Below are 25,330 nucleotides of genomic sequence, written 5' to 3' on the forward strand. Positions count from 1 at the left end.
TTAGGGTAACTTTATATGATTTAAAACATTGCAATCATTTGTTTATTGCGTTGTAACTTTATTGTTTTTTTTTGTTGAATGAATCATTCAAATTTTAGGACAAATTCTGATATTTTAAGAGGTAAATTACTTTCATAAGTCGAAAAAAATCACGATATTTGTAAGAATTTTTATTCAAAACGAAGTGCAAAAAAAACGAAGTGTAAAATTATTAAACAGAAAGGTTGTTATCGCCTTTTTTCTTTTTTCTGCTTCATTTTATTCTGCTCAGTTTATGAATGGGTTGAATCGTATTTATATGCAGGAAGGAGAGAAAATAAATCTTCCCAGAGAATACAACTTTTTTGTAAATGAACAGAAAAAAAATTCACAAGAAATTTTTTTTAAAAACCTTCAGCATTCAGATGGAAATGGAGGTAGTTTCAATTCGTTAGATTTAATTTTCTTCGAAAATAGAAAGTACGATTTTTTGAAGACTGGATTTGTGATTGTTCCTGAAATCAACAGTAAATTGATGGGTAAGCCGATTTCTACAGTCCCAGTAAGAGCTAACGGTACTTGGAAAGCACCCAAAGGAACCGTAGATTTTGACACCTATAACCCACGAAATAATACCACGAATTTCTTTTATATGAAGTTTTTTGGTAACATTACTGATGAACAGCTTTTAGCTCACTTTTTTAATATGAAAGTGGTAAATTTTAATAGTAAAATAGATAACTCTGTACAGTTTATCAGGGATATTAATAAAGCAAATAAAATTCAGATTAATGAAAGTTTTGATTCAGAATCGCCTGGTCTAATGACTAGGTTATGTAAGGAAATTAATAGTAAGATGCCGGATTCTGATTGTAATTTTGCTCCATACAAAGCATATTTGGCAAATCCTGATGAGGATAAAACAAGGAAAAACATTGATGATTTTTTTGGGAGTATTTGGAATAATGGAGTGGGCAATGTGACCAATGAGTATATTCTTCCGAGAGGAAGTATTGATATACCGCAGAAAGCTTTGAAACTGGTACTTCCCAACCAATTCTTTTATGGAAAAAGCAAAAATGATCAATCTGATATATTTTTTTACATCAACAATATTCAGCATAATTTAACATACGATTTCAAATTAAAAACATATGTTTTTATATTTAAAATAACTCCATTTGCAGACAGTCTTTCTTCCGATTTTAAATTTATAAGCAGCTATCATAATACGCTTAAAGGAAAACAGGAAGTTGGAGAAATTGAGGTGAAAAAGAATGAGATTAAAAATATTGAACTTTTATTATATCCCGACAGAATGGAAGTACAAGTTTATTTTAAGGGAAATGATAATAGATTCGATTACCATTATAAATTGAAAAATATATTTAATATTAAAAAGAACAACCAATAGATATGAGTCAAAAACAATATACAGCTAGTAGTATCCAGGCATTAGAAGGCATGGAGCACGTTCGTCTAAGACCATCTATGTACATTGGAGATGTAGGAGTAAGAGGTCTTCATCATTTGGTTTATGAAGTAGTAGATAACTCTATCGATGAGGCGCTTGCAGGTCATTGCGATACGATATTAGTAACAATTCATAAGGGAGAAGGTATCTCTGTAAAAGATAACGGTAGAGGAATTCCTGTAGATTTGCACGAGAAAGAGCAAAAATCGGCTTTGGAGGTTGTAATGACCAAAATTGGAGCAGGTGGAAAGTTTGATAAAGATTCTTACAAAGTTTCTGGAGGTTTGCATGGTGTAGGGGTTTCTTGTGTGAATGCACTTTCTACTTTATTGGTGGCAACCGTAAGCCGTGATGGTAAATTATACCAACAAAAATATTCTGAAGGAAAAGCTTTGGCAGACGTTGCTGAAATCGGTACCACAAACGAAAGAGGAACTGAAGTTTTCTTCCAGCCGGATGGTACTATTTTCCAGGAATTGGTTTATAATTATGATACGCTTGCAGCGAGAATGCGTGAGCTTTCTTTCTTAAATAAAGGAATCACAATTACTTTGGTTGACGAAAGAGAGCCAAACGAAGACGGATCTTTTGCTTTTGAAGTTTTCCATTCTGAAGGTGGGTTGAGAGAATTTGTAGAATTCATTGACGGAAGCCGTGAAGCAATCATGGAAAACGTAATTTTCATGGAAGGTGAAAGAGATGATATTCCTGTAGAAGTTGCGATGCGTTACAATACTTCTTTCAGCGAAAATCTTCACTCTTACGTTAATAATATCAATACCCATGAGGGTGGAACTCACTTAGCAGGTTTCAGACGTGCTTTGACGAGAACATTGAAGAAATATGCAGATGATTTAGGAATTCCTGCAAAAGAAAAGGTAGAAATTACCGGAGACGACTTCCGTGAAGGTTTGACCGCTGTTATTTCTGTAAAAGTAATGGAACCTCAGTTTGAAGGACAGACTAAAACTAAACTTGGAAACTCTGAAGTTTCCGGTGCGGTTGATAAGATCGTTGGTGAAATGTTGACCAATTTCTTGGAAGAAAATCCAAATGAGGCTAAAATTATCGTTCAGAAAGTTGTTTTGGCTGCAAAAGCTAGACAGGCTGCGAAAAAAGCCCGTGAAATGGTTCAGAGAAAATCTCCGATGGGAGGTTCTGGTTTACCGGGAAAATTATCAGACTGTTCTTCAAAAGACCCAGCAGAATCTGAATTGTTCTTAGTCGAGGGAGACTCGGCAGGTGGAACTGCAAAGCAGGGTAGAGACAGACATTTCCAGGCGATTCTTCCGTTAAGAGGTAAGATTTTGAATGTTGAGAAATCAATGCTTCATAAGGTGTACGATAACGAAGAGATTAAAAATATTTACACTGCACTTGGAGTTTCTGTAGGAACTGAAGAAGACAGCAAGGCCTTGAATATGGCCAAGTTAAGATATCATAAAGTAGTGATCATGACCGATGCCGATATTGACGGTTCTCACATTTCTACTTTGATTCTTACGTTCTTCTTTAGATTCATGAAAGAAATGATCGAAAACGGATATATTTATATTGCGCAACCTCCTTTATATTTATTAAAGAAAGGAAACAAGAAAGTATATGCTTACAACGAAAAGGAGCGTGAAGAGATAACTTTAGAGATGGCTCCGGACGGAAAAGGTGTTGAAGTTCAGCGTTATAAAGGTCTTGGGGAAATGAATCCTGAGCAGCTTTGGGAAACTACATTGAATCCTGACCACAGAATTCTGAAGCAGGTGACGATCGATAATGCTGTAGAGGCAGATTCTGTTTTCTCAATGTTGATGGGTGATGAGGTTCCTCCAAGAAGAGAATTTATCGAGAAAAATGCAAAATATGCTAAGATTGATGTTTAATAATCTTCAAAAATAATATTTCAAAGACTCCATTTTTTTGGAGTCTTTTTTTGTCTTAAAAAACTAATAATTCTCATATTAAAGGAAGTTATAATAGCCATACAACTAAAGCGAAAATAAATCCTGACGGTACTGTAACAGGTCAATATCAGGATCAGGATGAAGGTTTGCTGGCTCTGAATGCAAAAGAAAATTTTGATGAAAATCCGGATAAATACAAAAAACAATACAAGGAGAATTTTTCGGTTGATTTTGATAATATCAATTCAAGAGTTTTAGAAGGCGGAGAGTTCAGATCTACCATGAGTTTTACATCAAGTAATATGATTGATAATTTAGGTAAAAGAAAAATCATCAACCCGCTTTTATTTTTGCATCAAACGACCAACGATTTTGATCAGCAGGAGGAAAGAAAGTATATGATTGATTTTATTTCGCCGATCAGTAAGACAAAAATTGTTGAAATTGAAATTCCGGAAGGATATGAAGTTGCAGATTTACCAAAAAGCAAAAAAATTGTGACTGAAGATAAAGAAATTAGTTATTCTTACACTGTAGAAAGAAAAGAAAATAGAATTGTCACGATTTCAGAATATAAAATCGCAAGTGCAGATTATCCTAAAGAATATTATCCCGCTTTCAAGCAAATATGGAAAGTAATTTCTGACAGCGAAAACCAGGTGATGAGTTTAATCAAAAAGTAAAGTAAACAAATATCAAATAAAAACGAAAACCATTCATCTTTTGAATGGTTTTTGCATTGCTACACGAAATAATAATTTATGAAAAACACCATTGCTATTTTTACTATTTCTGCAGTATTTGCTCTAGCATCTTGTAAAAAGAATGATTCTCAAACAGCAGAGACAAATACTACAGAAGTTAAGGCTCCCGAAAAATTTACGGTAGATTCTGTTAAAGTAACTGATTCTATGAAAATTAATGATAAACTTTCTGTGAATTATGCTTCAAAAATGTTGGTATTTCCTACACTGAAAGACAAAGCGCTTTTAGACAGCATTTATTACGATAAAAAAGGGATTACAGATTTTTCCAAAAACGGACTGCAGAGTTTTTTAGATAAAGATAAAACTGAATTTTTCTCATCGACAAAAGAAAAAAGCAGCGAATGGATTGCTGATATCCAATACAAACAGACTTGGGAAGCGGGGTCTTTTATGAAGCTTCTTTCTCAGACTGACGATTTTCTTCAAATCGAGTATCTGTTTACATCTTACGAAGGCGGCGCGCACGGAAATTATTCTTTTGCTGCACGAGTTTTTGATCTGAAAAGTAATAAAAAACTGAATTTGAAAGATATTACGACAATGCCACAAGCCAGATTATCAGAGCTTTTAATGAAAAATATAGACAAACTTCCGAGTGGAACAACCGATTCTGACGGTGCGGTTAATAATTCTGAGATGCTTCTGGTTGATGTCATCCCTGCAAATAAAGATTTTTATTTTGACGAGAAAAATCTCTATTTTCATTACAGTCCTTATGAAATTGCCGCTTTTGCAGCGGGTGATATCGTGATTCCTGTATCTTGGGAAGAGCTGAAAGGAACAGTAAATCCTGAATTTAAAAAGAGAATGAAAATTAACTAATATTAATGCTTCCAAATCAGGAAGCATTTTTTACTTTTGTGGCAATGGAAAAAGTAGCTTTTATCATCAATCCTTTTTCGGCGAAAAAGAATTATCAGCCATTTCTCAATGAGCTGAAGAGGAAAGTCGAAAATCCTTTATATTACATTTCAGAATCTATTCCGGGAACGGAAGAATTTATTCAGAAACATTTTTCGGATACGGATATTTTTGTGGCAATCGGAGGGGACGGTACAATTTCTACGGTTGCTAAAAATCTGATTAATACCGATAAAATTTTGGCTATTTTTCCGGCAGGATCAGGAAATGGTTTTTCTAATGAAACGCAGTTCAGCAAAAATTTAGATGAACTGTTGGAAAAATTAAAACAAAAAAAATCCAGAAAGATTGATACGTTTACCGTTAATGATCGGCTTTCCATCAATGTTTCAGGAACCGGATTTGACGGGAAAGTGGTCAAAGAATTTGAAAAAACCGACCGTGGTTTCAAAAATTACATCAAAGTTTCGCTTAAAACATTTTTCAATTACAAACCCATCAAATTAAAGTTTGCTGATGAAAAATACCATCAGTATAATGGTAAGTATTTAATGGTGAACATCGCAAACACGCGTCAATTCGGGAATAATGCGTACATCGCTCCGATGGCTAGTAAAAGTGATGGTTTGGTTGATATGGTTTTGGTGAAAAAATTTCCACTGACGTATTCTGCGCTTTTTGCATTCAGAATGTTTACCAAAAAACTTAAAGAAGATGATTACATCACTTATCTGCCAGTTTCAGAAGTCGAATTTAAAGTCAATACCAAAAATTGGCATCTCGATGGTGAATTCAACAAAATAAAATCTCCCATCCACATCAAAGTACAGCCTTCAAGTCTTACGATTTTAATTTAAATTCATCATAAACGTAATTGTTCTAAGGAGCTTAATCTCGCTTGTAATTTATACTGAGCGAAGCCGAAGTGCTGTATCTTTTCTTTTGCCTTCGCTTTTACCAGCAGCAAAAGAAAAGGATGCCGTTACAATCGAGGCTAGTGATTTTCTGGGTAAATGAATGATTTCTTTAAGTTTACATCTAATTAAATATATTGTAATAAAGATGATGAAAGATAATAAGAGAGAACAAAAAAAGCCTTCAATGAAGAAGGCTTAAAAACACAAATGATGAAAAAAAAATTACCATTATTCAATGATAATGTACTGCAAATTTAAGAAAACTAATTTTAAAATCCAAAATTTTGAAGGAGAGGTTTCAAAAATAATATTTAAAATTTAGAAAATGACGGTTTTCGGTTATCCAAATAAGAAGCTAAACTTCCAATTTTTCCTCTATTTTATTAGGATTATTGAGGCAGTACTGCAACTGATCTTTGTCGAGTTGTTTTTCCCAGTTCGCTACGACAACAGTTGCAACAGAATTTCCAACAACGTTTGTTAACGCTCGGCATTCACTCATAAATTTATCAATTCCCAAAATCAGAGTCATTCCTGCAATCGGAATTTCGGGAACTACCGCTAATGTTGCTGCTAAAGTTACAAATCCGGCTCCGGTAACGCCAGCAGCTCCTTTCGAACTCAACATTGCCACCAAAAGAAGCATTAATTGCTTTTCCAGTGAAAGGTCGATATTCAAAGCCTGAGCAATAAATAATGATGCTAAAGTCATATAGATATTAGTTCCGTCAAGATTGAAAGAGTATCCTGTGGGAACAACCAATCCCACGATCGCCTTTGAGCAACCTGCTTTCTGTAGCTTGTCCATAATTCCCGGCAAGGCAGATTCTGAAGAACTTGTACCCAAAACCAAAAGAAGTTCTTCTTTGAGATAATACATCAGTTTAAAAATGCTGAAACCATTGTACCAAGCAACAGAGCCGAGAATTAAAACTACAAATAGGATAGAGGTGATATAGAAAGTACCAACAAGGAAAATTAAATTTAAAACAGATGCTAAACCGTATTTTCCTATTGTAAATGCCATCGCTCCAAAAGCACCAATCGGAGCCAGTTTCATGAGCATATGCACAATTTTGAAAACCGGTGTTGCTAAATCTTGTAAAAAATCAGTAATCCGTTGGCTTTTTTCTTTGGTTAAAACCAATGCAACTCCCATCAGAATGGCAACCAACAAAACCTGAAGGATATTGTCGCCAACCAGCGGACTAAAAAGTGTTTCCGGGATTATGTTCATTATAAATCCTGTCAGTGTAGTATCATGAGCTTTCTGTTGATATTGCGAAACATCACCCGAGAGACTTGCAGGGTCAATATTTAACCCGGAACCTGGTTGTAAAAGATTTCCAACGATTAATCCGATGATTAATGCTAATGTTGAAAATGTAAAGAAGTAAATCATAGCTTTCACTGCAATTCTTCCCACTTTTTTCAAATCGGTCATGTGAGCAATTCCCAAAGTCAATGTGATGAAAATTACGGGAGCAATAATCATTTTGACCAATTTGATAAACCCGTCACCTAAAGGCTTCATTTTTTCACCCAATTCGGGATAAAATTTACCTAAAAGAATTCCTGCAATAATAGCAACAATCACCTGAAAGTAAAGTTGCTGATAGATTTTTTTTGCTTTCACAAGAAATATGTTTAATTCTGGTTGAAAAGTAAGAAAATAACTATTAAGATTTATACTTTTGAGAAAAGTTTGTTGTTAGCAAATGTTGAGGGTTAAATATGATTCGAAATTATTCCACTGCAACAGAATCGTCTCCACGTCCGTCAGCCACAGCATTGATGGTTCCGTTATCATCAATCAAAATCATTTCTGTTCTTCCCAATTGATTAACTCTTTCTGCTTTGTAACCTAGTTTTTCTAGATCCTTAATCGTAGTTTCGGGAAAATTTTTCTCAAAAGCAACAGTTTCCGGAAGCCATTGATGATGAAACTTAGGAGAATTGACAGACATATTTGCATTCAATTTAAAATCAATCACATTCACAATCGATTGGTAAACAGAAGTAGGAATCGTTGTTCCGCCGGGAGTTCCAACAACCATGTAAGGTTTTCCGTTTTTTAATACAATCGTCGGAGTCATTGATGACAGCATCCTTTTATTAGGTTGAATTGAATTAGCTTCGCCGCCAACGGCTCCAAACATATTCGGAACGCCGGGTTTTACGGAGAAATCATCCATTTCGTTGTTTAGAAAAAATCCGGCTCCGGCAACTACAACCTTACTTCCGTACAAACCGTTTAAAGTGGTGGTAACTGCTGCGGCATTTCCTTCTTTATCAATCACTGAAATATGAGTGGTTTCTGTAGATTCTTTTGGCTGTTTGATGATTTTTCCGACCTCCGAACTTGGTGTTGCCTTGTTAAAACTAAAACCTTTCCAGCGGTTCTTCAAATATTCGTCTGAAATTAAATATGAAGTTTGATCCTTAATGAAATCAGGATCGCCCATATATTCTGCGCGGTCTGCAAAAGCTCTTCTTTCAGATTCAGCCATAACTTGAACTGCTTCTTTAGAGTTGTGCTGGTATTTTTCTAAATTTTCATAACCTGACATTTTCAGCATTTGAGCTAACAAAATTCCACCGCTTGAGGGTAATGGCATCGATATAATCTGATTTCCTTTATAATCAAATTCCAATGCTTTTCTTTCTGCTACTTTGTAGTTTTTTAAATCTTCCAGGGTAATAATTCCGTTCCCTTTTTTCATTTCGGTAACCAAAAGGTTAGCAGTTTTTCCTTCATAAAACCCTTTTAATCCTAATTTCTGAATCAATTTTAAAGTCTCGGCCAATTCTTTTTGAATCAGTAAATCTCCTGACTTCCAAGAATTATTTTTAACGAAAACTATGGACGACTGATTATGTTTTTGAAAATATTCTCTATTTGAATTTAATAAATTAGCTTCCCGTTCCGTTATGGAAAATCCTTTATCCGCTAAATCAATTGCAGGCTGAATCAGTTTTTCCATCGGAAGTTTGCAGTGTTTTAAAGTAGCAAAAAATCCGGCAACACTTCCTGGAACACCTACTGCCAATCTGCCATTTTGGGATAAATCTGTATTGGCATTTCCTTTTTTATCTAAATACATATTGTGAGAAGCCTTTTTGGGAGCAGTTTCACGATAATCAAGAGTGAATTTTTCTCCGTTATTTTTTACTCCAATCAAAAAACCGCCGCCGCCGATGTTTCCGGCCTGTGGATAGACGACGGCCAGAGCATACTGTGTCGCTACAATCGCATCGTAGGCATTTCCGCCCATTCTAATGATTTTTGCACCGGCTTCACTCGCCAGAGGATGTGCAGAGACCACAACACCTCTGTTGTTGACTTTTACTTCTTTTACGATGCTGATGTCTGTAAACTGCGCCGAAACTGATTGAGACACAATGAATAAGATGAATAAAATTTTTTTCATGATAAATATTATAACCGAATTTACAATTTTGTTTTCTTATAGTACTCAAAATCTTTATTTTTGCTTTTACTCATCTAATAATAAATAAAAATGGAGTCCTTCACGGAAAAAATATTGATTACAGGAGCTTTGGGCCAAATCGGGACCGAGCTTACCAACAGACTTGTAGAAATTCACGGTGCAGATAATGTGGTCGCATCAGGCTTAGACAGATACCAAAAAGGGCTTACTTCTGCCGGTCATTACGAAAGAATGGATGTGACCAACACCCAATTGGTAAAACAAGTAATTAAAGATTACGAAATTACAACCGTTTATCACTTGGCGTCACTTTTATCTGGAACGTCTGAAAAGCAGCCTATTTTTGCATGGAAACTGAATCTTGAGCCGCTTCTTCATTTTTGTGAGATGGCAAAAGAAGGTTTGCTTCAAAAGATTTTCTGGCCGAGTTCAATCGCTGTTTTCGGAAAAGGAATTCCTAAAAATGATGTTGCTCAGGATGTTGTTTTGAATCCAACTACAGTGTATGGTATTTCAAAAATGGCAGGTGAAAAATGGTGCGAATATTATTTTGATAAATATGGAGTAGATGTAAGAAGTATCAGATATCCCGGATTGATTTCTTGGAAAACTCCCGCTGGTGGTGGGACTACTGATTACGCTGTTGAGATTTTCTACGAGGCAGTGGAAGAAGGGAAATATACAAGTTTTATTTCCGAAGATACAGCAATGCCAATGTTGTATATGGATGATGCAATCAACGCAACTTTGAAATTAATGGAAGCTCCGAAAGAAAGTTTGACGGTTCGTTCATCATATAATTTGGGCGGAATGTCTTTCACTCCAAAAGAATTGGCAGCTGAAATTAAGAAGGAAATTTCTGAATTTGAAATTGATTATAAATCGGATTTTAGACAGGCAATTGCAGATTCTTGGCCGTCGTCAATTGATGATTCTATCGCTAAAAAAGACTGGAATCTTTCTTACGATTTCGGAATTTCTGAGATGTCTAAAGACATGATTAAAAATCTAAAAGTCAAATTGTCTAAATAATTCTAGTGTAAAGTTTTACTTTAATTAGATTGAATTTTAACTATTGATTAATAGTATTTTATAAATTTTATATAAATTTAAGTTTAAATGATTTTACTGACCTTTAATTTAATGAATATTGAATCTGAGACTAAAAAAGAAGTTCAGATTTCTGATGATGAAAGGTTAGCAATCAACGAAGCAAATACTAAATCGGTTCTTAGAATTTTAGACATTCATGAAATAAAAGCAAGTTTTTTTATTGAGATTTCTCTTGTAGAAAAACTTAAAAATTTAATAAAAGCAATTTCTGCTCAAGGGCACGAAATTGCTTTTTATAATAAAAACTCTTCCGCTTCACAAATAGAAGAAGCAAAAAAGTTCGCTGAAGATTTTTTAGAAAAACAAATCAAAGGCATTCGTCAAAAGGAATTTAAAATTGCGGAATCTGATTTGAAATTAATGGGATTCAGCTATATTTCTAATATTGATAATGCTGACATTCTGTTTCCTTTTAAGCGTCTAAAGAGAGATTCTGAGATCACTGAAGAGAACGGAATTAGTATTGTTCCGGAAAGTATTTCGCCTTACAGTCAACTTCCTTATAATGATTTTGTGTTTCAGACTTTACCGATGAAATATTATCAGAATATGGTTTTTGAAACGCTGAAAAATGACGAATTTGTATTGGTTTACCTTGACTCTTGGCAATTCACGGATGTGAAAAGATATCAGTTTAAAGTTCCGTTTTACAGAAGTTACAACTGTGGAAAAAAAATGGAGGACAAGTTAGAAGATTTCCTGACCTGGATCAATGAAAAAGAATTGGCGACTTCCAGAATGAAGGATTATATTTTTTAATTGCCCACAATTATTTGTAGCTTTCTTCTAAGAATTTAATGATAGCTTCATTTGCTAATCTTTCAACATCTCCTTTTATATTTCTGTCATTATAATTGGAAAGGCCGTATTGTTGAATGTTTTTCACCAAAGAATTTAAATAATCTCTCCCACAATTTTGATACTCAGTTAATTCTGATGTGTTTAATTGAATCAGCATATTGAAACCAACAAATGAATAACTACAGTTGACATCAATATAATAATCTTTTTCATTGCTTAGAAAAAACCAGGATTTAGATTCAAAATCAATTATTTTCATGAGTATTACAGTGTTTAAAGATTTCAAGCTAAGAAAGCTCAAGCAATGTAATCTCCGGCAAAACCCCTACTCTTCCAGGGTATCCTAAAACTCCGAAACCACGGTTAACATAAAGCATTTTTCCTTCACTTTCATATAAGTCTGCCCATTTCGGATAACGATATTGTACAGGCGACCATTTGATATTTTTTAAATCCAATCCAAACTGCATTCCGTGCGTATGACCGGAAAGTGTCAAACTGATGTCTGCAGGATGTTTTTTAACCACGTAATCAAAATGAGTAGGGTCATGGCTCATTAATATTTTTGCAACGTTTTGCGGAACGCCTTCTAAAGCTTTATCAATTTTTCCAAATTGTGGAAATGGCTTCAGTCCCCAGTTTTCAACACCTAAAATATAAAGTTTTTCTCCGTTTCTGTCGATAGCACGGTTTTCATTCATTAGCATTTCAAAACCTGCCTGTTTTTCATATTCAATCAATTGATCAAGATTCACTTTTTTTGCATTGGGAGATTCCCAGGTAACATAATCGCCGTAATCATGATTTCCCAATACTGCAAACTTGCCGTCTTTCGCTTTAATTTTAGAAAAAAGAGGAATAAAAGGTTTGAATTCTTCAGAAACGTTATTCACCATGTCTCCGGTAAACAAAACCAAATCTGCGTTTTGTTCATTGATCAATTCAATCGCATGTTCCAGTTTGCTTGGGTCAGAAAAACTTCCGCTATGAACATCTGAAATCTGAATAATTTTATATCCTTTAAAACTTTGTGGAAGATTTTTAATTTTAACTTTTACTTTTCTTACCGTATGTCTGTATTTTCCAAAGGTAATTCCGTCAATAAATAGGGCAGAAAGTACGCCACCTAAACCAAGACCCATAATGCTTAGAAATTTCCTTCTTTCCGGGAAGAAATTCTCTGTAGGTCTTGTTAAGCCAATTAGATAACCACCAGTTCTGAAAATGTCATCAATCAATAAAAATAAAACGATGAAAATTTTAGGTAAGATAAAGACCAAAAACAATGAAATCATGATTTGTGCTCTCATTGTACTTCTGTCTGACCTTTGAAAATGCGAAACCTCGTAAGCAAAGAATCCGTAGATAACCAAAGACAAGACGCAGTAGCCTATTTTGATCCATGAATTATCTGTTAAGGTTCTTATTGCCTGATAAATGTAGACTTCAAGAAACAAGAAGATGGCAGCTATAAATAAAAAATTTCTTTGCATAACTAAGTTTTAAAAAAGCACAAAAGAAAATTCCTTTGTGCTTTTTTTATATTTTTAAAAATTTATTAAGTCTTAAGGAAATTTATAAACGATCGCATTGATATTCATTCCGGCACCTACCGAAGTCATCACAATGTTACCTTTTTCTTTAAACGTATGACCATCCATTTTTCCTTTAATTATTAAATCAAACATGGTAGGAATGGTTGCTACAGAAGAATTTCCAAACTCCTGAATCGTCATTGGTGAAATTGCGTGATCATAATCTTTCACTTCGTACAGTTTGTGAAGTCTGTCAATCATTGCATAATCCATCTTAGCATTGGCCTGGTGGATCAGAATTTTGTCGATATCATCAATAGATAATCCTGCATTATCGATGGTTTCTTTAATTGCTACGGGAACGTTTTTAAGTGCATATTCGTAGATTTTTCTACCCATCATTCTGATGTACAGTTTTTGATCATCAAATTCTTTGTTGATGGATGCTCCGTTTCTTAAATATTCAAGCTCCGGACCGTTGTCACAAATGGTGTTGTGAGAAATAATACCTACATTTTCTTCGTCGGTTGCTTTCACAACCACGGCACCTGCACCGTCAGCGAAAATCATTTTATTTCTGTCGTAAGGATCAGTTACTCTGCTCAAAGTTTCTGAACCTACTACAAGTATCGTTTTGGCAACTCCTGCTTTGATAAAGTGGTCTGCTAAAATCATTGCTTCCACCCAACCCGGACATCCGAAAATCATATCATAAGTGATGCATTTTCTGTTTTTGATGCCTAAATGATTCTTCACTCGTCCCGCCATATTCGGCATAAAGTTCGCAGCCCCATTGGTTCCTACTTCACCAAAATTACTTGCGTAGATGATGTAATCTAACTCTTCACCATCAACTTTTGCGTCCTCAAGAGCGATTTTTGCAGCTTCGTAACCAATTTTTGAATTTGACGTGTCTTCGCCTATATATCTTCTGTTTTCAATTTCTGTAATTTCTACAAATTTTGAGATAATTTCTTCGGTTGGCTTGTCTATTTTTTCGCCTTCATCGGTATAGAACTCAGAATTTAGAAAATAATCTCTACCAATAACTCTGTTAGGAATGTAAGATCCAGAACCAATAATGATCGTATTCGGCATTCGTTTTAATGATTTTATAAAGATGCAAAGTTAATAATTAATATTAATAAGAAAGAATTAAAATTATTATTAAATTTGCAAAAATTGTGCTTTACAATCTATGAAAAACAATCCGTCGTTAAAAGGGTTACTTATAGCATCAGTGGTATTTATACTTGCTTTTGGAGTGTACTTCTTTTTCTTAGCCAAAAAAAATTATTACCTTGTAGATAACCCTACGCCAGATACTTATTACTATAAGATTAATAATGGTTCTGAGGGAGTGATTTCTGGAGGACAATTTGTAAAAGTTGATCTTAAAAAAGGTAAAAATTCTATCAAAGTTTTTAATCAAAATAAGAAGTTTCTTTACGATTCTGCATTTGAAGTGAATAAAGTAAGGGGCTTGATCAACATCGCACATAAGGATTATTATGTTAATGATCAATATTATGGGTACAATCTTAAAAAAGATTCATTACTTTTGGCGTTGGATAAAACCATCATTGATGGAAAACCATATTTTGGAGGTGCAAAACACTTCAACAAGCTTTATACAGACGACTTCTACTACAATGTAGACGAAGAATATGATCAGCTGATAAAGAATATTGATAAAGTAGAATCACGTTCAAAGATCTTCAGAAAACAAGATTACCTTAATTATTATAAAGAATATTACAAGTTTTGACAAACGATATCAACAAAGTAACTCCCTACAACTCTGAGGCAACGAAAAAAAGCCAGGTAGAGGATATGTTCGACAATATAGCGCCGAAATACGACTTACTAAACCACGCATTATCTATGAAAATAGATGTTTTGTGGAGAAATAAGCTGGTAAAAATGATGAAAGAAGATGCTCCTCAGGAAGTTCTTGATGTAGCAACAGGAACCGGAGATTTAGCAATTGCTGTGGAAAAAGGAACTGACGCAAAAGTGGTTGGTTTAGATTTATCGCAACAAATGTTAAATGTTGGCGTTATTAAAATAAAAAAACTTAAATTAGACGGCAAAATTTCTATGCAGAAAGGGGATGCAGAAAATTTACCTTTCGAGGACAATAGATTTGATGCTGTTTCCGTTGCATTTGGAGTAAGGAACTTTGAAAACCTTACAAAAGGTTTGGCAGAGCTGAAAAGAGTAGTGAAAGAAAACAAGAGCGTATACATTCTTGAGTTTTCAAAAGTAGAGGGTTTTTTAGGACCGTTTTATATGTTTTATTTCAAAAATATATTACCGGCGATCGGAAGATTGGTTTCTAAAGACAATAGAGCGTATACTTATCTGCCGGATTCTGTAAATGCTTTCCCGTTTGGGGAGAAAATGAGACAAATACTTTTAGATACAGGATTTAAAAAAGTAGAATATAAAAAATTAAGTTTAGGTATAGCCACAATTTATAAAGCAACAAAATAACCTATGAATAAATTTCTATTAAAAGCTCTGGTTTTAGCCTCAGTTAGTATTGCAACATTTGCAGACGCTCAATTTAGAACTCGTAACAGGATGGACAAGCTGGAAGATTTTGACCAGCAAAAGTTCAGTTGGGGATTTTATCTGAATGGCAATATTCTAGATTACCGTATTGTGCATAACCCAAGATATGGTATGGCTGATAACCAGAACCTTGTAAGTTCTAAATCTAGTACTAGCTTTGGAGCAGGTTTGATTGCGAAATTCAGAGTGCATGATTACTTAGATGTAAGATTAGAACCGGGTTTACAGTTTGCTCAGAGACAATTGACATTCAATACGCAGGGAAATGATATTTATCAAAATGGAAGTCTAACGAATCCTGCATTTACTCCGATTTTATTAACTGAAAAAGATAAAGTAAGAGAGATTAAGTCTACTTTGGTAGATATTCCTGTTATGCTTGAATTTCATGGTGAAAGATGGTACAACTCAAGACCTTACGTTGCGGCGGGTGTGAATTACATCGTTAATTTACAGTCGAATTCTGATTCGGAAGACGATAACCAACAGCAGGTTTTCAGATCTACAACTCACAATTTTGCATGGTCTGCAGAAATGGGAATTCAGTTCTATTTCAATAAATTTAAATTGACTCCAGCCGTAAGAGGAACGTTCTTTATGAACAACGAAATGGTTGCTGATAACGCTACAACGCCACCTTATTGGTCTGCAGCAGTATCTACTTTACAGACAAGAGCGATCATGTTTGTATTGAAATTTGAATGATATAATAAAAAATTAATATAGAAAGGAGGTGCTTTGGCATCTCCTTTTTGTTTTTAGTCAAAATATAGAGACATTTATTTTTGTTAGTCTTTTTATTTTCATATTTTTGCTTTTAGTTAGAATATTTAGAAACCTGAAATGCTTCAAGAATTAGAAAACAATTTTTCAGAATTGGAAAAAAAGATTTTGAATCTTCATAAAAGTCATCAAAATCTTTCTGAAAAGTTGTCAGAGTTGAATAAAGAGCATGAAGACTTGAAGAAGAAATATGATGAGGAAAGAAAGAAAAATCAGGTATTAGCAGAAGAACAGAAAAATATAAAATTGTATTCAGCAATATCAGGAAATCCTGAACACAACAGACTCATGAAAAACCATATCAACAGATTGGTAAAAGAAGTAGATTTTTGTATTGCACAGCTTCAAAACAGTGGACTATAATGGAGGTAAGGAGAATAACCATCAACATTGCAGGAAGAGTATATCCGCTGAATGTACCCGCAGCAGAAGAAGAAACTTTACGTAAAGTGGGGAAGCAGATTGAAAATATGATTAAAGATTTTGAACAAAATTTCGATGTGAGAGATAAACAAGATGCTTTGGCAATGTGCGCCCTGAAACTGGGAACCAATGCAGAAGTGGTATCTATGAACTACGAAAAAAATATAAATTCAACCAACGAAAGATTAGCCAAAATTAATCAGACGTTGAATGAGGTCGGGAAGTAAATTTCCGGAAAAACTGCCTACAGTAATTCTAACACATTAAGGTAAACTCAACACTAAACAATTAATGTTCGAAAGCCTTTTCAATGGCGTGCTGCATTACGCAGATTACAGAGAGAAGGAATCAGATCAAATCGTGGAGATCAGGAGTTTACTCTAAATCACTGGATTATTGTAGGTTTTTTTTATTTTTAAATTTAGACAATTAAAACTCAATATATATATGACAACAGCCATAATAGTCGGCGTTATTTGTTTAGTAATAGGTGCTGTTTTAGGAATGGTATTTTCTAAAAGCTCTCTTAATGCTAAAGGCAAATTTATTATAGACGATGCAACAAAAAATGCCGAAAACCTTATAGAAAAAGCTAATGTACAAGCCGAATCGATAAAGAAAGAAAAAAATCTTCAGGCAAAAGAAAAGTTTCTTGAGCTGAAATCTCAGCACGATGCAGACATTCAGTCTCGTGAAAGAAAAATGCAGGAGGGCGAAAAAAGAGTAAAAGACAAAGAAAACAAACTGAACGACGAGCTTAGCAAAGCAGGTAAACTTGAAAAAGATTTAGACAGGCAGATTGCAGACTACGCTAAGAAAACAGAAGTTTTAGAAAGAAAACAGCAAGAATTAGACTCAGCAACTTCTAAGAAAGTTGAAATGCTTGAGAAAATTTCAAACTACACCGCTGAAGAAGCTAAAGCAGAATTGGTAGAAACCATGAAGGCAGAAGCTAAAACCAGAGCTCAGGCGCACGTTCAGAGCATCATGGAAGAAGCTCAGTTGAATGCTAAAAGTGAAGCGAGAAAAATTGTTATCCAGACCATTCAGAGAATCGGTACAGAGCAGGCGATCGAAAACTCAGTATCTGTTTTTAACATCGAATCTGACGAAGTAAAAGGTAGAATTATCGGTAGAGAAGGTAGAAACATTCGTGCTTTAGAGGCTATGACTGGTGTAGAAATCATTGTTGATGATACTCCTGAAGCTATTCTTCTTTCATGTTTCGATCCGGTAAGAAGAGAGATCGCAAGATTGTCACTTCACAGATTGGTAACTGACGGTAGAATTCACCCTGCAAGAATTGAAGAGGTTGTGGAGAAAACCAAAAAAATGATCGAAGAAGAGATCATTGAAGTTGGTAAGAGAACAATCATCGATCTGGGGATCCACGGCTTACACCCGGAATTGGTGAAAATTGTTGGTAGAATGAAATACCGTTCGTCTTACGGACAAAACCTTCTTCAGCACTCAAGAGAAGTAGCCAACATTGCTGCGACGATGGCTGCAGAATTAGGATTAAATGTGAAGATGGCTAAAAGAGCAGGTCTTTTACACGATATCGGTAAAGTTCCTGAGCAGGAATCTGAACTTCCTCACGCTTTATTAGGAATGCAATGGGCAGAGAAATATGGTGAAAATCCTGAAGTTATCAATGCAATTGGTGCTCACCACGATGAAGTGGAAATGACTTCATTACTATCTCCAATCATTCAGGTTGCCGATGCAATTTCAGGAGCAAGACCGGGAGCAAGACGTCAGGTTTTAGAATCTTACATTCAAAGACTGAAAGATCTTGAAGCTGCGGCTTTAAGTTTTGAAGGAGTTTCAAGTGCTTATGCAATTCAGGCGGGTAGAGAACTGAGAGTAATGGTAGAAAGCGGAAAAGTAAATGACGAAATTGCTTCTCAACTTTCTTACGACATTTCAGAGAAAATTCAGAACGAATTAACATATCCAGGACAGGTAAGAGTTACGGTAATCAGAGAAACAAGAGCTGTTAATATCGCAAGATAATTCAGGTTTAAAATAAACAATAGAATCCTTTCAAAGAAATTTGGAAGGATTTTTTTGGAATAGGTTTAAACTATCGAATGATATGTATTAAAAGTGGATTAAATATTTGTTTTTTGGAATTAAATACTAAGAATTTATATTCAACGTTATAAATAATATAAAATAATTTACGAAGTAGTTGTTTTAATTATTAAATTTGAGCTTCAACTTAAAACCAAATTATTATGTTAAATGAAATTCTAAAAAACGCTAAGAAATTAAAAAGTGCTGATCTGAAAGAAATCGTTGGAGGTGTAAGTGTAGATAATGCGACTCCAGACTTATCACTCTGTGGATGCAGCTGTTCAGGTGCTGTCACAGGACCTAAGTATTGCCCAACTTATATTGGCTGTCTACAAGTGTACACTTGTGATGATTTTGCTGTATAAATTAAAGATCCTTATATTTTTTAACTTAAAATCCAAATCATTATGTTAAACGAAATTTTAAAAAACGCTAAGAAATTAAACAATGCTGATCTGAAAGATATCGTAGGTGGTGTCGGTAAAATTGGTAAGCCAGATTTATCTCTTTGTGGATGTAGTTGTTCTGGTGCTGTAACGGGACCTTTCTATTGTTCAACTTATATAGCATGTCCGCAAGTCTATACTTGTAATGATGCTATTTAAATTTTCTCCAACAAAGTAAAACCACAGAATTATGTCAAATAAATTTTTGAATAACGCTAAGAAATTGAAAAGTGCTGATCTGAAAGATATCGTAGGAGGTATCGGTAAAATCGGAACTCCGGATTTATCACTTTGCGGTTGCAGCTGCACCGGAGCAGTGACCGGCCCTAAATATTGCAGTCAATATATAGGATGCCCGCAAGTAATTACTTGTTAATATTAAAAAACATTTAAAAATAGAAAGTCTTCCAAATAATGGAAGACTTTTGCATTTATTAATTGAAGAAGAAAGAATTGCTTTCAATATATTTTTTACTCATCGAAATGCTGTCAAAAATATCTCTCTCACTCGAATCCTGCTCAACAAACCAATATTTTAAACCAGCTTTTTCTCTGGCTTCAAAAACTCTTTTAAAATCAATAATCCCATTTCCGATTTCTGCGAAATTTTTTGTTTCCCTCTGCATATCTTTCACATGCCACAAAGGAAATCTTCCAGGATGTTTTTCAAAATAAGCTAGCGGATCAAAACCTGCTTTTGTAATCCAATATAAATCAAGTTCCATTTTAACTAAATCCGGCGAAGTATTTTCTAAAATGAAATCATAGAAATTCTTCTGATCATCCATTTTTAAAAATTCAAAATCGTGATTGTGATACGCAAGTTGGATTCCATTTTGCGTTGAAATTTCACCGGCATTTTCCAAAACTTCCGGAAGTTTTCGGTAAGTCTCAAGAGTTCTTTCGGCTTCAGGAAGATAAGAGCAAACGGCATATTTTGCACCGATATAATTGAGATCATCTAATGTATTTTTCCAATTTTTTAAAAGTGTTCCTTCATCTTTATCGGTGATTCCGGTACGATGATGCGAACTGATGACTTTTAAACCTGTATTATTTAAAATAGTTTGAAATTCATTTTTGTTTTTGCCAAAAAAATTTCCGTCATATCCATAGATTTCTACATCTTTATAACCTAAAGAAGCGATTTTCTCAAAGGCTTTTTCCAGATTTTGAGAGACGGCGTCCCGAATGGTGTAAATTTGTAAAGCTAAACGTTGGTTTGTGTTCATAGATTTTGAGATTCCGCAAGAATATAATCCCAAAAAACCTAAAGATGACAGTTTCAAAAAATCAATTCTCTGCATAATTTTCTGTTAAAGGAAAGGTTTCATTTCATCTTCAATTTGCGTTCTGAGTTCCATCAGACGTTTGGCATACATTTCCTGCTGTTTTTCTTCATTGGTTTCAGGAATCCATTTAGGAACGGGTAACTTTTTACCGTTTTCATCAACGGCTACAAAAACGATAATACAGTGTGTTTTTTTATCAAAAATCGGTTGTTTAAGGTTTCTTGAGAAGACGTTGATCGAAATATGCATACTCGATGAACCAGTATAGATGACTTGAGCCTCAACTTTTACGATTTCTCCGATTTTTATTGGCTCATAAAAACGAATTCCGCCTACATACACTGTTACAGAATAATTTCCGCTCCAGGTTGTTGCACAGGCGTATCCTGCTTGGTCAATCCATTTCATAACACTTCCACCGTGTACATTTCCCCCATAATTGACATCTGAAGGCTCCGAAATAAACTGAAAAGTTACAGGCTTATTATCCATTTTTATTTAATTTTTAATAAAGATATTCATTAATTATCACAAAGTGAAATTAAATAGCTGTTTTTCCATATTAAAGTGGTATCTTGTAATAATATCCAATTTGGAGAGGAATTTTAAAAATAATTAATTAATATATAGATGAAGAAAGTATTTTATCTTAATAGTTGCGACACATGCAGAAAAATTTTAGCAAAATTTGATCTGAGAGACTGGGAGATGCGCGAAATAAAGAAAGAGCCTATCACGCAGGAAGAAGTGGAAGCAATGCATAAAATCACAAATTCTTATGAGGATTTGTTCAGTAAAAAATCAACCCAGATCAAATTAAGAGAACTTGATTTGAAAACAATGGGTGAAGACGATTTCAAAGAATTGTTGTTAGATCACTATACGTTCTTGAAGCGTCCGGTTTTCCTTACTGATACGGAGATTTTCATAGGAAACGACAAGAAAAACATTGAGAATTTAAGAGCTCATTTCAACGGAAATAATTAGAAATTTTTCTGTCAAAAAAAGTAAAAACCACAGAGCAATCTGTGGTTTTTTGTATATAAAAGCAAATTAACCAAAAGCCAACTGCAAATACTAATCTGCTAAACGAAAGGCATTTTAACGACTTTCGCAGGAATATTTTTATTTCTTACCTGAATAAAAATTTCAGTTCCTAATTTGAAATGAGGCTTGTCAACATACGCAATTCCCAAACCGATTTTTTTCATCGGCGATTGGGTTCCGGAAGTTACTCTTCCGATCACATTTCCTTCTGCATCTACGACAGGATAATCATGTCTTGGTACGCCTTTATCAGTTAATTCAAAACCTATTAATTTTCTCGTAACGCCTTCCTCTTTTTGTTTTGCAAAAATATCTTTAGACACAAAATCTTTATCAAATTTTGTGATCCAGCCTAATCCGGCTTCGATAGGAGAAGTTGTGTCATCGATGTCCATTCCGTACAAACAGAACCCTTTTTCTAATCTTAAAGTATCTCTGGCAGCCAATCCGCAAGGAATAATTCCTTCGCTTTCTCCAGCTTCAATGATTGCATCCCAAAGTTGTTCTGCGTTTTCATTTTTGAAATAAATTTCAAAACCACCGCTTCCTGTGTAACCAGTGTTTGAAATAATCACATCACTTACTCCAGCCACAGAACCAACTGTAAAATGGTAATAAGGAATTTCTGATAGATTGGTTTCAGTTATTTTCTGAAGAATTTCAGTCGCTTTCGGTCCCTGAACTGCCAAAAGAGACATTTCATCTGAAGCATTCGTCATTTTTGCACCGAAAGTATTGTATTTTGAAATGTGATTCCAGTCTTTTTCGATGTTTGAAGCGTTGACAACCACAAAATATTTGTCATCTTCCATTTTGTAAACGATAAGGTCATCTACAATTCCGCCATCTTCGTTCGGAAGACAAGAGTATTGAGCTTTTCCGTTCTCAAGAGCAATAACATTATTGGTTGTTACAAACTGCAAAAGATCTTTCGAGCCTGCACCTTCAATGAAAAACTGTCCCATGTGAGATACGTCAAATAATCCCGCTTTTTCTCTTACTGCAAAGTGCTCTTCCGTCACTCCGGAATATTGTACAGGCATATCAAATCCTGCAAAAGGTACTATTTTCGCTCCCAAAGAAACGTGTTTATCGTACAAGGCTGTTTTCTTCATGTTTATTTTTATTTATAAATATTCTTAGTTTGAAAGTAAAAATCTTACGATTCTATTTTTTTATTTTAAAACTATCAAAAGTTTCATTAAAAACTTTCATATAATTTCCGTTCCAGTATTTTTTCTGGCAATTGATGCTTACAATATAAATTTCTTTGCTTTTTTGAAACACTTTGGTGATCCAGAAAAGATTTTCTTTCTCATCAAAATATTCGTAAAAATACTCTGTGTAACCTCTTTTACCGCTGCCGGTCTTTATCTTTTTCTCGTCATCCGAAGAATTGTAAAGAGCAAGAATAAATTTCTTTGTTTCAGCTTTTGGAAGTTCTAAATCGTGATATTCAGAAATGGTGATTGCGCCAATCTGATTGGTTGGAAAAATATTAACGATGCCTTCATCATTGGTTGCTTTCCATGTATCCGGCATTGTCAATGAATAATTTTCGCTTTCAAAAACTTTAGTATCTGATTTCTGACCAAACAGACCTAAAGAAATAACGAGAGCAAAAAGAAATACTGTTTTTTTCATTATATGTGTTTAAAAATTGTGTTTGTATTCTTCTAAAATGATTTTAAACCATTCTGTAAATTGTTCAGGATGTTTTAAAATTTCCTGATCCAGATCTTTCATGGAAATGTAGCGAACTTCCTCAACTTCATTTTTATTTAAATTAAAATCTGCATTGTAAGTTCCTGTAAAAACATAGTCAAGCTCATGCTCCCAAAGTCCGTTGCCAACGTCTGCTTTATAGATGAAATTGAATTTTTCTGAAAGTTCGGTTTCAATTCCCAATTCTTCTTTTACTCTGCGTTTGGCTCCTTCAAGATAAGATTCGCCATCTCGGGGATGAGAACAAACAGCATTCGTCCATTGATTAGGAGAATGGTATTTCTTTGCCGCACGCTTCTGCAAGAGCATTTCGCCTTGATCATTAAATAAAAAAACAGAAAATGCACGGTGTAGCAAACCATTGATATGAGCCTGCTGTTTTTCCATCAAACCTAAAACTGCATCTTCAGGATTTACTAAAACTACATATTCTTCCATTCCTACAAATTTAAGTTTTAATCATGATTACGTAAAATATTTATGTAAAATTTTTAATATTTATGAAATATTGGCTTTTTTTTAAATAAAAATAACACGCTAATTTTGTGAAAAATGCAATAGAATGCTTGTTTTTATTCATTTTAAAATATTTTTTATGTTAAAATTTTAACATAAACTAAGATTAATACAAGTCTTTAATCAATAATGTGTAACTTTGCGCTTTAAAAATTTGAACGATGGAGCTAGATTATATTGAGCATATCAGTCCGATTCTGAAGGACGGAGTTAAGAATTATTTAATCGATATTGACGGAACGGTTACGGATGATGTTCCCAACGAAGAACCGGAAAGAATGGTCACTTGTCTGCCTTATCCAGATGCTTTGGAAACAGTAAACAAATGGTACGACGAGGGTCACCAAATCTGTTTTTTCACTTCAAGAACTGAAAATTTAAAGCAGATTACCATCGATTGGTTAGACAAACACGGATTCAAATATCACAGTGTACTGTGCGGAAAACCAAGAGGCGGAAACTACCACTGGATCGACAATCACCTGGTACGCGCTACAAGATATAAAGGAAAATTCACTGACTTGATTGAAAAACAAGTAACCATTGAAGTTTTTAAAGATTAAAATCTAATTGAAGATTTAAAAATTGAATTTACATAACTGTATTTTAATTTTTAAATCTTTCATTTTTAATATATAAATAGTTATGAAAGTTTTAGCAAACGATGGCTTAGATCAATCAGGAATTGATGCATTGACGGAAAAAGGTTTTGAAGTAATCACTACAAAAGTTCCGCAGGAGTTTTTGATGGATTACATCAATGAGCACAAAATCCGTACGATTTTGGTAAGAAGCGCAACGCAGGTAAGAAAAGAATTGATTGACAACTGCCCATCGATCGAGATCATCGGTAGAGGTGGAGTAGGAATGGATAATATTGATGTAGATTACGCAAGAGGAAAAGGAATTCACGTCATCAATACCCCTTCTGCTTCTTCAGAATCTGTAGCTGAATTGGTGTTTGCACATTTATTCTCAGGAGCAAGATTTTTGCAGGATTCAAACAGAAAAATGCCTTTGGTAGGTGATACAGAATTTGCTTCACTTAAAAAAGCGTATGCTGCAGGTATAGAATTGAAAGGGAAAACCATCGGAATCGTTGGGATGGGAAGAATCGGGCAAGAGGTTGCAAAAATCGCTTTGGGTCTTGGGATGCGAGTGATTGCTGCTGATAATATGATCGGTAAAGCAAGCATTAAAGTGACGTTTTACAATAATCAATTCATCAATGTTGATATAGAAACTGAACCTTTACAAGAGGTTCTGAAGCATTCAGATTTTATTACGCTTCACGTTCCGGCTCAGAAAGAAGGATTCATGATTGGTAAAAATGAATTTGATATCATGAAAGATGGCGTGGCAATCGTAAACTGCTCTAGAGGCGGTGTGATTGATGAAGCTGCTTTGATTGAAGCTTTAGATTCAGGAAAAGTGAAATTTGCGGGTCTTGATGTTTTCATCAACGAACCTACTCCTTCAAAAGAGATTTTAAATCATCCTAGCATTTCTCTGACTCCTCATACAGGCGCATCGACTTTGGAAGCACAAGACAGAATTGGTCTTTCTTTAGCAGAGCAGATCTCAAGTATTTTACAGATTCATTAATTTTGAATTTTTAAGAATAAATAAGAAACGCCGCAAATTT

At 34.4% G+C, this 25,330-nt stretch carries 29 protein-coding genes; 19 read left to right on the forward strand and 10 right to left on the reverse strand.

All coding sequences use genetic code 11. The features are described from left to right. The first annotated feature begins 184 nt into the window (after window positions 1-184). The 5 genes from LNP04_RS19280 to LNP04_RS19300 all read left to right on the forward strand — a co-directional run bounded on the left by LNP04_RS19280 (window position 185) and on the right by LNP04_RS19300 (window position 5,836). Window positions 185-1,393: a hypothetical protein gene (locus LNP04_RS19280; RefSeq protein WP_229984513.1), complete on the forward strand. Its 1,209-nt coding sequence runs from the start codon at window positions 185-187 to the stop codon at window positions 1,391-1,393. 2 nt (window positions 1,394-1,395) lie between these two features. Then, the gene (gyrB, locus tag LNP04_RS19285; protein WP_229984514.1) at window positions 1,396-3,330 is read left to right on the forward strand and encodes a DNA topoisomerase (ATP-hydrolyzing) subunit B; all 1,935 of its coding nucleotides are present in this window, start codon (window positions 1,396-1,398) and stop codon (window positions 3,328-3,330) included. A 167-nt stretch (window positions 3,331-3,497) separates the two neighbouring features. Further along, window positions 3,498-4,034, forward strand: a complete 537-nt coding sequence (locus LNP04_RS19290; RefSeq protein ID WP_229984515.1) for a hypothetical protein — start codon at window positions 3,498-3,500, stop codon at window positions 4,032-4,034. Between the two features lie 78 nt (window positions 4,035-4,112). Then, on the forward strand, window positions 4,113-4,940 hold the full coding sequence (locus LNP04_RS19295; protein WP_229984516.1) for a DUF3298 and DUF4163 domain-containing protein: 828 nt from the start codon (window positions 4,113-4,115) through the stop codon (window positions 4,938-4,940). Window positions 4,941-4,945: 5 nt separating this feature from the next. Further along, on the forward strand, window positions 4,946-5,836 hold the full coding sequence (locus tag LNP04_RS19300) for a diacylglycerol/lipid kinase family protein (protein ID WP_407928618.1): 891 nt from the start codon (window positions 4,946-4,948) through the stop codon (window positions 5,834-5,836). 415 nt (window positions 5,837-6,251) lie between these two features. Here LNP04_RS19300 and LNP04_RS19305 read toward each other — a convergent pair whose 3' ends face one another. Next, window positions 6,252-7,532 (reverse strand): dicarboxylate/amino acid:cation symporter, encoded by a 1,281-nt coding sequence (locus LNP04_RS19305; protein WP_229984517.1) that lies wholly within the window; start codon window positions 7,530-7,532, stop codon window positions 6,252-6,254. A 109-nt stretch (window positions 7,533-7,641) separates the two neighbouring features. Next, window positions 7,642-9,327: a gamma-glutamyltransferase gene (ggt, locus tag LNP04_RS19310; protein WP_229984518.1), complete on the reverse strand. Its 1,686-nt coding sequence runs from the start codon at window positions 9,325-9,327 to the stop codon at window positions 7,642-7,644. Window positions 9,328-9,417: 90 nt separating this feature from the next. Between ggt and LNP04_RS19315 the strand changes: the two genes are divergently transcribed. Next, entirely contained in the window at window positions 9,418-10,380 is a 963-nt protein-coding gene (locus LNP04_RS19315; protein ID WP_229984519.1) for an NAD-dependent epimerase/dehydratase family protein, read from the forward strand. 87 nt (window positions 10,381-10,467) lie between these two features. Beyond that, window positions 10,468-11,220, forward strand: a complete 753-nt coding sequence (locus LNP04_RS19320) for a polysaccharide deacetylase family protein (protein ID WP_229984520.1) — start codon at window positions 10,468-10,470, stop codon at window positions 11,218-11,220. Between the two features lie 10 nt (window positions 11,221-11,230). Here the strand turns inward: LNP04_RS19320 and LNP04_RS19325 are convergent, their stop codons facing one another. The 3 genes from LNP04_RS19325 to LNP04_RS19335 all read right to left on the reverse strand — a co-directional run bounded on the left by LNP04_RS19325 (window position 11,231) and on the right by LNP04_RS19335 (window position 13,895). Continuing rightward, a complete protein-coding gene (locus tag LNP04_RS19325; RefSeq protein ID WP_229984521.1) occupies window positions 11,231-11,521 on the reverse strand; it encodes a hypothetical protein in 291 nt (96 codons plus the stop codon). A 28-nt stretch (window positions 11,522-11,549) separates the two neighbouring features. Further along, window positions 11,550-12,755, reverse strand: coding sequence for a metallophosphoesterase (locus tag LNP04_RS19330; protein WP_229984522.1), 1,206 nt, complete (start codon window positions 12,753-12,755; stop codon window positions 11,550-11,552). 72 nt (window positions 12,756-12,827) lie between these two features. Then, window positions 12,828-13,895: a 3-oxoacyl-ACP synthase III family protein gene (locus LNP04_RS19335; protein WP_229984523.1), complete on the reverse strand. Its 1,068-nt coding sequence runs from the start codon at window positions 13,893-13,895 to the stop codon at window positions 12,828-12,830. Between the two features lie 100 nt (window positions 13,896-13,995). Between LNP04_RS19335 and LNP04_RS19340 the strand changes: the two genes are divergently transcribed. The 9 genes from LNP04_RS19340 to LNP04_RS19380 all read left to right on the forward strand — a co-directional run bounded on the left by LNP04_RS19340 (window position 13,996) and on the right by LNP04_RS19380 (window position 19,481). Further along, entirely contained in the window at window positions 13,996-14,565 is a 570-nt protein-coding gene (locus LNP04_RS19340) for a hypothetical protein (RefSeq protein WP_229984524.1), read from the forward strand. Window positions 14,566-14,630: 65 nt separating this feature from the next. Then, window positions 14,631-15,293, forward strand: coding sequence for a bifunctional demethylmenaquinone methyltransferase/2-methoxy-6-polyprenyl-1,4-benzoquinol methylase UbiE (ubiE, locus tag LNP04_RS19345; RefSeq protein ID WP_407928665.1), 663 nt, complete (start codon window positions 14,631-14,633; stop codon window positions 15,291-15,293). 3 nt (window positions 15,294-15,296) lie between these two features. Further along, window positions 15,297-16,079, forward strand: a complete 783-nt coding sequence (locus LNP04_RS19350; protein ID WP_229984526.1) for a porin family protein — start codon at window positions 15,297-15,299, stop codon at window positions 16,077-16,079. Window positions 16,080-16,217: 138 nt separating this feature from the next. Further along, window positions 16,218-16,520: a hypothetical protein gene (locus tag LNP04_RS19355; RefSeq protein ID WP_059123884.1), complete on the forward strand. Its 303-nt coding sequence runs from the start codon at window positions 16,218-16,220 to the stop codon at window positions 16,518-16,520. After that, window positions 16,520-16,807: a cell division protein ZapA gene (locus tag LNP04_RS19360; protein ID WP_229984527.1), complete on the forward strand. Its 288-nt coding sequence runs from the start codon at window positions 16,520-16,522 to the stop codon at window positions 16,805-16,807. Before LNP04_RS19355 ends, LNP04_RS19360 begins: the two co-directional genes overlap by 1 nt. Window positions 16,808-17,027: 220 nt before the next feature. Then, window positions 17,028-18,596, forward strand: a complete 1,569-nt coding sequence (gene rny / locus LNP04_RS19365) for a ribonuclease Y (RefSeq protein ID WP_229984528.1) — start codon at window positions 17,028-17,030, stop codon at window positions 18,594-18,596. Between the two features lie 224 nt (window positions 18,597-18,820). Further along, window positions 18,821-19,024 carry a hypothetical protein gene (locus tag LNP04_RS19370; protein ID WP_229984529.1) on the forward strand — a complete coding sequence of 68 codons (204 nt, stop codon included), beginning with the start codon at window positions 18,821-18,823 and terminating at the stop codon, window positions 19,022-19,024. Window positions 19,025-19,066: 42 nt separating this feature from the next. Further along, the gene (locus LNP04_RS19375) at window positions 19,067-19,264 is read left to right on the forward strand and encodes a hypothetical protein (protein ID WP_229984530.1); all 198 of its coding nucleotides are present in this window, start codon (window positions 19,067-19,069) and stop codon (window positions 19,262-19,264) included. Between the two features lie 31 nt (window positions 19,265-19,295). Then, the gene (locus LNP04_RS19380; RefSeq protein WP_229984531.1) at window positions 19,296-19,481 is read left to right on the forward strand and encodes a hypothetical protein; all 186 of its coding nucleotides are present in this window, start codon (window positions 19,296-19,298) and stop codon (window positions 19,479-19,481) included. 58 nt (window positions 19,482-19,539) lie between these two features. On the opposite strand, the gene LNP04_RS19385 is transcribed toward LNP04_RS19380, so the two are convergent. Continuing rightward, window positions 19,540-20,412, reverse strand: a complete 873-nt coding sequence (locus LNP04_RS19385; protein ID WP_229984532.1) for a sugar phosphate isomerase/epimerase — start codon at window positions 20,410-20,412, stop codon at window positions 19,540-19,542. A gap of 9 nt (window positions 20,413-20,421) precedes the next feature. Then, window positions 20,422-20,889, reverse strand: a complete 468-nt coding sequence (locus LNP04_RS19390; RefSeq protein WP_047442845.1) for an acyl-CoA thioesterase — start codon at window positions 20,887-20,889, stop codon at window positions 20,422-20,424. 138 nt (window positions 20,890-21,027) lie between these two features. Here LNP04_RS19390 and LNP04_RS19395 point away from each other — a divergent pair, with 138 nt between their 5' ends. Continuing rightward, window positions 21,028-21,384, forward strand: a complete 357-nt coding sequence (locus LNP04_RS19395; protein WP_129534108.1) for an arsenate reductase family protein — start codon at window positions 21,028-21,030, stop codon at window positions 21,382-21,384. Window positions 21,385-21,482: 98 nt separating this feature from the next. On the opposite strand, the gene gcvT is transcribed toward LNP04_RS19395, so the two are convergent. From gcvT to idi, 3 genes are read right to left on the reverse strand one after another with little or no spacing between them, the layout of a single operon-like run. Continuing rightward, the gene (gene gcvT, locus LNP04_RS19400) at window positions 21,483-22,559 is read right to left on the reverse strand and encodes a glycine cleavage system aminomethyltransferase GcvT (RefSeq protein WP_229984533.1); all 1,077 of its coding nucleotides are present in this window, start codon (window positions 22,557-22,559) and stop codon (window positions 21,483-21,485) included. Window positions 22,560-22,611: 52 nt separating this feature from the next. Then, a complete protein-coding gene (locus tag LNP04_RS19405) occupies window positions 22,612-23,088 on the reverse strand; it encodes a hypothetical protein (RefSeq protein WP_229984534.1) in 477 nt (158 codons plus the stop codon). Between the two features lie 9 nt (window positions 23,089-23,097). Beyond that, complete coding sequence (idi, locus tag LNP04_RS19410) at window positions 23,098-23,607, reverse strand: isopentenyl-diphosphate Delta-isomerase (RefSeq protein WP_229984535.1); 510 nt, start codon at window positions 23,605-23,607, stop codon at window positions 23,098-23,100. A gap of 239 nt (window positions 23,608-23,846) precedes the next feature. Between idi and LNP04_RS19415 the strand changes: the two genes are divergently transcribed. After that, complete coding sequence (locus LNP04_RS19415) at window positions 23,847-24,248, forward strand: phosphoheptose isomerase (RefSeq protein WP_229984536.1); 402 nt, start codon at window positions 23,847-23,849, stop codon at window positions 24,246-24,248. An 82-nt stretch (window positions 24,249-24,330) separates the two neighbouring features. Continuing rightward, window positions 24,331-25,290 (forward strand): D-2-hydroxyacid dehydrogenase, encoded by a 960-nt coding sequence (locus tag LNP04_RS19420; RefSeq protein WP_229984537.1) that lies wholly within the window; start codon window positions 24,331-24,333, stop codon window positions 25,288-25,290. Window positions 25,291-25,330 lie beyond the last annotated feature (40 nt).

Source organism: Chryseobacterium sp. C-71 (genome assembly GCF_020911865.1).
Lineage (GTDB): Bacteria > Bacteroidota > Bacteroidia > Flavobacteriales > Weeksellaceae > Chryseobacterium.